The sequence below is a fragment of the Polaromonas sp. P1_G2 genome (assembly GCF_056405515.1).
The window spans coordinates 1-4,901 of the sequence record NZ_JBFUBY010000290.1 but is presented as its reverse complement, the minus strand read 5'-3'; the positions used below and the strand labels follow the sequence as shown (position 1 = coordinate 4,901).

Sequence of the window (4,901 nt, the reverse complement as noted above, 5' to 3'; positions counted from 1 at the left end):
CACGGTCTTCGCGCCGGCGCGCGTGCGTGCGTCATTCTGGAGCGTTGCATCCACATTGCGGCCCATGGCGAACTGGGCCGGGGCGGCGCTGCAGCGGCCTGAAACAGGTGCCGGATCGGGTGCCTGGCCGGCGGAGGGGGTGTTGCCGCAGGCGGATATCAGCAGGGAAGCGGTGGCGGCAAGGGCCGCCAGTGGCATGGAACGCATCGTGAGGTCCTTTCGAACGGTGGATAGATGGGCATGCTCTCTGAGAGCAGATCGTCTGGAGCTTAGCGCGCGACGGCACCGGGATGTATGGGCTCTTGCCGCTGCTTCTTGTAGGCACGGTCCCCAGAGAGCACTTTGGCGCGGTCGCGGCAAACGATGCGGTTAAACTACCCGACTCGGAAGCGTGGCAGAGCGGTTGAATGCAGCAGTCTTGAAAACTGCCGAGGATGCAAGTCCTCCGTGAGTTCGAATCTCACCGCTTCCGCCAGCTATTGGCACTTGTTCTAAGACGTGCTAGTAGCTCACTGTCTGGCTCTGCTTCAAGGGCCGCGACAGCAATCCAGTGCTCTGGATTTTCTCCCAATTTGATAGCAAGGTTTCCAGCAAGTACGGGGCTTAGGCGGCCTCGCTTCTTTGCTTGCGTCAGCGCAGAATCCGTCAAATTCAACTCACGCGCCCAATCGGCGGCACGCTGTTTAGCGAGCGCTTGATTCAGTAATTGCATGGTGTTTGGCATGGAATGTCCTTGGCTTTCGCTATGGATTATGCACACCCTGTCAGGAAAATGATTGACACCCTGTTAAGTCGTACCTACATTCGAGCACCTGACAAGCCGTCAGGTTTTGCAAAAAACTCGAATCAATGCAACAAGTCTGCGTTCAATCAGCCCGCATATCGGGAAGTCCCGTTTTAGTTGCCCAGTCTGGTAGCTGCTCTTGCGGCCCTCGGCTCGACGACCGTCTGATTGCCTCAACCAAGCCTGATTCCTTGATCCCCTCGCGGATGGCTGTTTTGGTGAGCCACCAAAACAGCCAGGTGAAGGCCACGAAAAGCGCTACTTGCGACAGCAGCACCAAAAATCCAACTTGTCCTAACGTCATACGTCCCTCCGGTTGTGTAGCTGCGAAGCCTACCGGAACTCGTTCGGTGGTGGAACTTGCCATCGAGCAATTCCGGAAAGACTGGCCCTTGCTGGCCGTACGTCTTGATGCGATGAGGGCTAAAGCGCCTGCGCTCGGCGCGGCCGTAGGACGCGCCGCCGCAGGCGTCCCCGAATTGGTTACCCCCCCGAGTAACACGGGGGTAAATGAATCTCAGCCAGTGGCGCGGCTTCCGGATGAGTCGATGCTTCCGTGCGCAGGTTGCCCTTGGAGTCTGGGTTGTCCTGCGATCTGCGAACTTTCGGATGAGGTGCGCTCGTGAGTGCACCAGACGAAAAGCTCGTTATCGAGGGCGGCAAGGTCAAGTTCCTGACCCAGGAACGCCAGATCAAGGCCAAAGACCAGGGCGGGGTCATCATCGACTACCTGCGCTTCACCGTCCTTCGCGATCGCATGCTGCAAACGCACAACATGCCCATCGATACCGACGATGAGAACCTGGCGCACATCATGGCAATGCGGTTTGCTGAACTGCTCGGCTACGTCCTCGGCGTCCACCGGCCAGGCCGCGACTACTACGACCACACCTACACCATCGAAAACGCCTTTGGGCAAGAGGTCGCCTCTGTTTCCGGCGGTGGTCTGAGCCAGCGCGATACGTTCTGCTTCACCCTCAAAGGTGAAGGCTGCACCTTCGCTCTGCCTGGCTGGGAAAAACGCGTAAGCGATTTCTTCGCGGAAATGTTCCCGAAGATCACGCGTATCGACTTGGCCAGGGACTGCTGGGAGCATGGCCAACTCTGCATCGAAGCCGCAGTGAAGGCGTATCACGACCACGCATTCAGCTATCAAAAGCGCCTCCCAAGCTACACACAGCACGGCTGCTGGATTGACGGCCATAGCCGCACGTTCCAGATCGGCAAACGCGAAAGCGGAAAGCTCATTCGCCTTTACGAAAAGGGCCACCAGTTCGGAATGATGGAAGACCAATGGGTACGCGCCGAGGTCGAACTGCGTAGCGTCAATCGCGTTATTCCATGGGCCGCACTCATGCAGCCTGGTGAATTCTTTGCCGGCGCTTACGAATTCTGCAATTGGCTCGTGCACCAGGGAGTTGAAAGCATTAAGCCGCAACGCGTCATGACGCAAACCAAAGTGGCGACCGTCAGCGTCGAAGCCGCAATGCGTTGGGTCAATCGCGTTGTGGCTCCCACGCTCGTGCAGATCACAGCAGCAATGCCCGACTACGACTGGATGACCACGCTTGTGTTGAACAACACCATGCGTCGTGTTCCTCGCGCACTGCGCGGGCTGAATCACCACGCCTTGCAACTCGGCCTCAACACATTTTTTGACCGCATCAACCCTAACACCGGGCTCGCTTCACCCGCGTGAATTTCTGACTCGAAGCATTAACCAAAAAGGCAATTATGAGAATCAATCAGCAAATGACCATCACCGGCATGAAGGCCTCCAAGGGCGACTTCGAGGGTACGGTTTACGACTCGACGAAGGTCTACGCGATGACCGACATGGACGAATCCAAAGGCAACGCCAAGGGTTTCGCAACGATTGAATACGGCTTCGCGAAAGCGGACGAATTTGAAAAGTACAAGCACCTCACATTCCCGTTCAAGGCCGATTGCGAGATGGAATTTGTCACTAATGGCAAGAGCCAAAAAATGGTCCTGCTTTCGGTGAAGCCGGTTGTGGCCGCGAAGGTCTAAGGCCGTTTCGTCACGCGTAACGGAATGAACTGCCGCCCTGCCTACATCGTCCAGTCAACGGACGATTTCTATTTCCTCCGCGCTGACGGTGAAGGCTCGGTGGACTACACACATTTGTTCTCTGCGGCTACTCCGTTCGATACGGCTGAGGCTGCGCTCGAAGCTGTTGACGATCACTGCGGTGGTCGTGGTGCTGTATCGCGTTTGTGGGTGCCTGAGCATGGCTGATCCCACCGTCATTGAATGTTCCACCGCGTGCACCGTAACCATCGTGCATGAGTTGTCCCTCCCTCCGCTTCAGATGACAGCTGAGGAGGGTGGTCTGGTCGCTGTGGCGGTCATTTCCGTGATGGCCGTGGGGTGGGGGTTCCGCATGGCAATTCGCGCCCTGCGGGGTGATGAGGTTTCTGCTGAAGAAGTTTGACTCCAGCGGGGATGGTGCCAGCGTTGTGAAACGTCGTGCCATCTCCGGTGTAGTTCGGGGTTCACCCGTCCACCGCTTCTGAAAGTTACCTATGAAATTCAATTCTCAAAAGATCGCCCGTGCTGCTGGCGAAGTCGCAACCACCTACGCAAAAAGCATGTTCCTGCTGGCCTTGGCCGCCGGTGCTTCCGCCTCACAGGCTGCCGCCATTGACGTGACTGCCATCGTCGCGTTCATTGCTGAGCAGGCGGTCCCCATCAGCTTGATCGGTGGCGCAGTGCTGCTGATCGTCGTGGGTATCTACGCGTTCAAGTGGGTGCGTCGCGCGATGGCCTAAAGCGGGCTGAGATGCACAGAGGCTTCGGCCTTTGTGCCTTCTTCAAAGCGCCGAAGGTCGGCGTTTCGCAGAGGGTCATCAAATGGGAATTTTTGTTTTCATCGCCATTGTGGGGGCAGCATGGCTTATCTATACCGCGTAGGTGCGGCTCTATTGCTGGCCCTCACGTTCGCAATGATCTGGACTCCCGCGCATGCTGCCGGTGGTTGGCGATACGCCGCGACTGATGCATGTGGCACTGCTGCGGCTGGTGCAGTGAACATGCTTGCCGCTTACAGGCGGGTTGAAAACGGTGTGCGGTATGACTACACATTGATCAGCGCGAATGAAACTAATGGCCGTCTCGACGGCACGCGCACTGAGACTACGCTTTCAACTGGCGTCACAGTGGATAAGGGCGCGTGGGCTTATGTGCTGCTGAGTTGTACTCGGCCCGAAGACGTCACGTGTGCAGGGATAGCGTTGCTCGACAGCACAGCGTTTGGCAGTCGTGACGTACAAATACCCGGACAGGTGGATAGTGGTGAGTCGTGTATGCCGTTTGCTGGCTCTCCCGCGGGCACTGGCTGCAAGGTAGCGTTCTCTCGTGATGTTTCGTACAGGAAGAATGGGGTATGGGTCAGCGAGGGCACGTATAGCTTTCCAGGTGCCACCAGTGCGTCTTGCAGCATGGGAGGTGCTCCGCGCCCTGCAGAGGCCGATACGTGCAAGGGTGGTCAGCCTGGACAAGTTAACGGCGTTACGGTGTGTATTCCGTTCCCGCCCAACACCCCCACGGTGTCAGATGCAAAAAAGGATTCCAGCACGACTGGACCGGCAGGCACAGAAACGAAATCGGAGGTGAAAACCACCGCTTGCGACAACGGTTCGTGCAATACCACGACCACGACAACCACGACGAATTCGAGCGGCACAAGCGTCACGACCAACACCACGACACAGGGCAAGGGCGAGTACTGCGCTGCTACGCCCGGCGCGAAGGAATGCACCGGCAAGAGTTCGTTCTCTGGAAGTTGCGCAGGTGGTTTTGTTGGGGAGGGCGACGCGCTGCAGGTTGCTATTGCGCGGGAACAGTACAAGCGCAATTGCGAGTTTTACGAGAACCCGACGGAACAGGCGAAGTTCGATGCGGAGGCTGCAAAAACCGGCAAGCAATATACCTCTGAGGACATAGCCATTTCGCCGGCTAGTTTTTCGCAAACAAACTTGCTCGGTGTTAGCGCGCAGTGCATCACAGATAAGACAGTGGTGGTTGCTCGGTTCACTGTCGTTCTTCCGTTCTCTCGTGTTTGTCCGTCGCTCGATCAGCTTGGGTTGATCCTGCT

Annotated in this window: 8 protein-coding genes and 1 tRNA gene; 6 read left to right on the top strand and 3 right to left on the bottom strand. The window is 57.3% G+C overall.

Annotated features, from left to right (window positions below; genetic code table 11):
* A partial coding sequence (locus AC1D0P_RS21710; RefSeq protein ID WP_477678647.1) for an I78 family peptidase inhibitor occupies positions 1-207 on the bottom strand: 207 nt, incomplete at its 3' end.
* A gap of 178 nt (positions 208-385) precedes the next feature.
* On the opposite strand from AC1D0P_RS21710, the gene AC1D0P_RS21705 reads away from it, so the two are divergent.
* Positions 386-475: transfer RNA gene (locus tag AC1D0P_RS21705), tRNA-Ser, on the top strand.
* Here the strand turns inward: AC1D0P_RS21705 and AC1D0P_RS21700 are convergent.
* Both AC1D0P_RS21700 and AC1D0P_RS21695 read right to left on the bottom strand, forming a co-directional pair.
* Positions 461-724 carry a hypothetical protein gene (locus tag AC1D0P_RS21700; protein ID WP_477678646.1) on the bottom strand — a complete coding sequence of 88 codons (264 nt, stop codon included), beginning with the start codon at positions 722-724 and terminating at the stop codon, positions 461-463. The genes AC1D0P_RS21705 and AC1D0P_RS21700 overlap by 15 nt on opposite strands.
* Before the next feature lie 142 nt (positions 725-866).
* The gene (locus AC1D0P_RS21695; RefSeq protein ID WP_477678645.1) at positions 867-1,151 is read right to left on the bottom strand and encodes a hypothetical protein; all 285 of its coding nucleotides are present in this window, start codon (positions 1,149-1,151) and stop codon (positions 867-869) included.
* A gap of 255 nt (positions 1,152-1,406) precedes the next feature.
* On the opposite strand from AC1D0P_RS21695, the gene AC1D0P_RS21690 reads away from it, so the two are divergent.
* From AC1D0P_RS21690 to AC1D0P_RS21670, 5 genes are all read left to right on the top strand, one after another.
* A complete protein-coding gene (locus AC1D0P_RS21690) occupies positions 1,407-2,483 on the top strand; it encodes a replication initiation factor domain-containing protein (protein ID WP_477678644.1) in 1,077 nt (358 codons plus the stop codon).
* A 53-nt stretch (positions 2,484-2,536) separates the two neighbouring features.
* Entirely contained in the window at positions 2,537-2,815 is a 279-nt protein-coding gene (locus AC1D0P_RS21685) for a hypothetical protein (protein ID WP_477678643.1), read from the top strand.
* 220 nt (positions 2,816-3,035) lie between these two features.
* On the top strand, positions 3,036-3,239 hold the full coding sequence (locus AC1D0P_RS21680) for a hypothetical protein (protein WP_477678642.1): 204 nt from the start codon (positions 3,036-3,038) through the stop codon (positions 3,237-3,239).
* Positions 3,240-3,330: 91 nt separating this feature from the next.
* Entirely contained in the window at positions 3,331-3,576 is a 246-nt protein-coding gene (locus AC1D0P_RS21675) for a major capsid protein (protein WP_477678641.1), read from the top strand.
* Between the two features lie 840 nt (positions 3,577-4,416).
* The coding region (locus AC1D0P_RS21670; protein WP_477678640.1) for a hypothetical protein at positions 4,417-4,901 on the top strand (485 nt) is incomplete at its 3' end.

Excerpts from the sequence above, each read along its gene's own strand:
- AC1D0P_RS21675 (WP_477678641.1), top strand. The coding sequence starts at position 3,331 with ATGAAATTCAATTCTCAAAAGATCGCCCGTGCTGCTGGCGAAGTCGCA.
- AC1D0P_RS21700 (WP_477678646.1), bottom strand. The coding sequence starts at position 724 with ATGCCAAACACCATGCAATTACTGAATCAAGCGCTCGCTAAACAGCGT.
- AC1D0P_RS21685 (WP_477678643.1), top strand. The coding sequence starts at position 2,537 with ATGACCATCACCGGCATGAAGGCCTCCAAGGGCGACTTCGAGGGTACG.
- AC1D0P_RS21680 (WP_477678642.1), top strand. The coding sequence starts at position 3,036 with ATGGCTGATCCCACCGTCATTGAATGTTCCACCGCGTGCACCGTAACC.
- AC1D0P_RS21695 (WP_477678645.1), bottom strand. The coding sequence starts at position 1,151 with ATGGCAAGTTCCACCACCGAACGAGTTCCGGTAGGCTTCGCAGCTACA.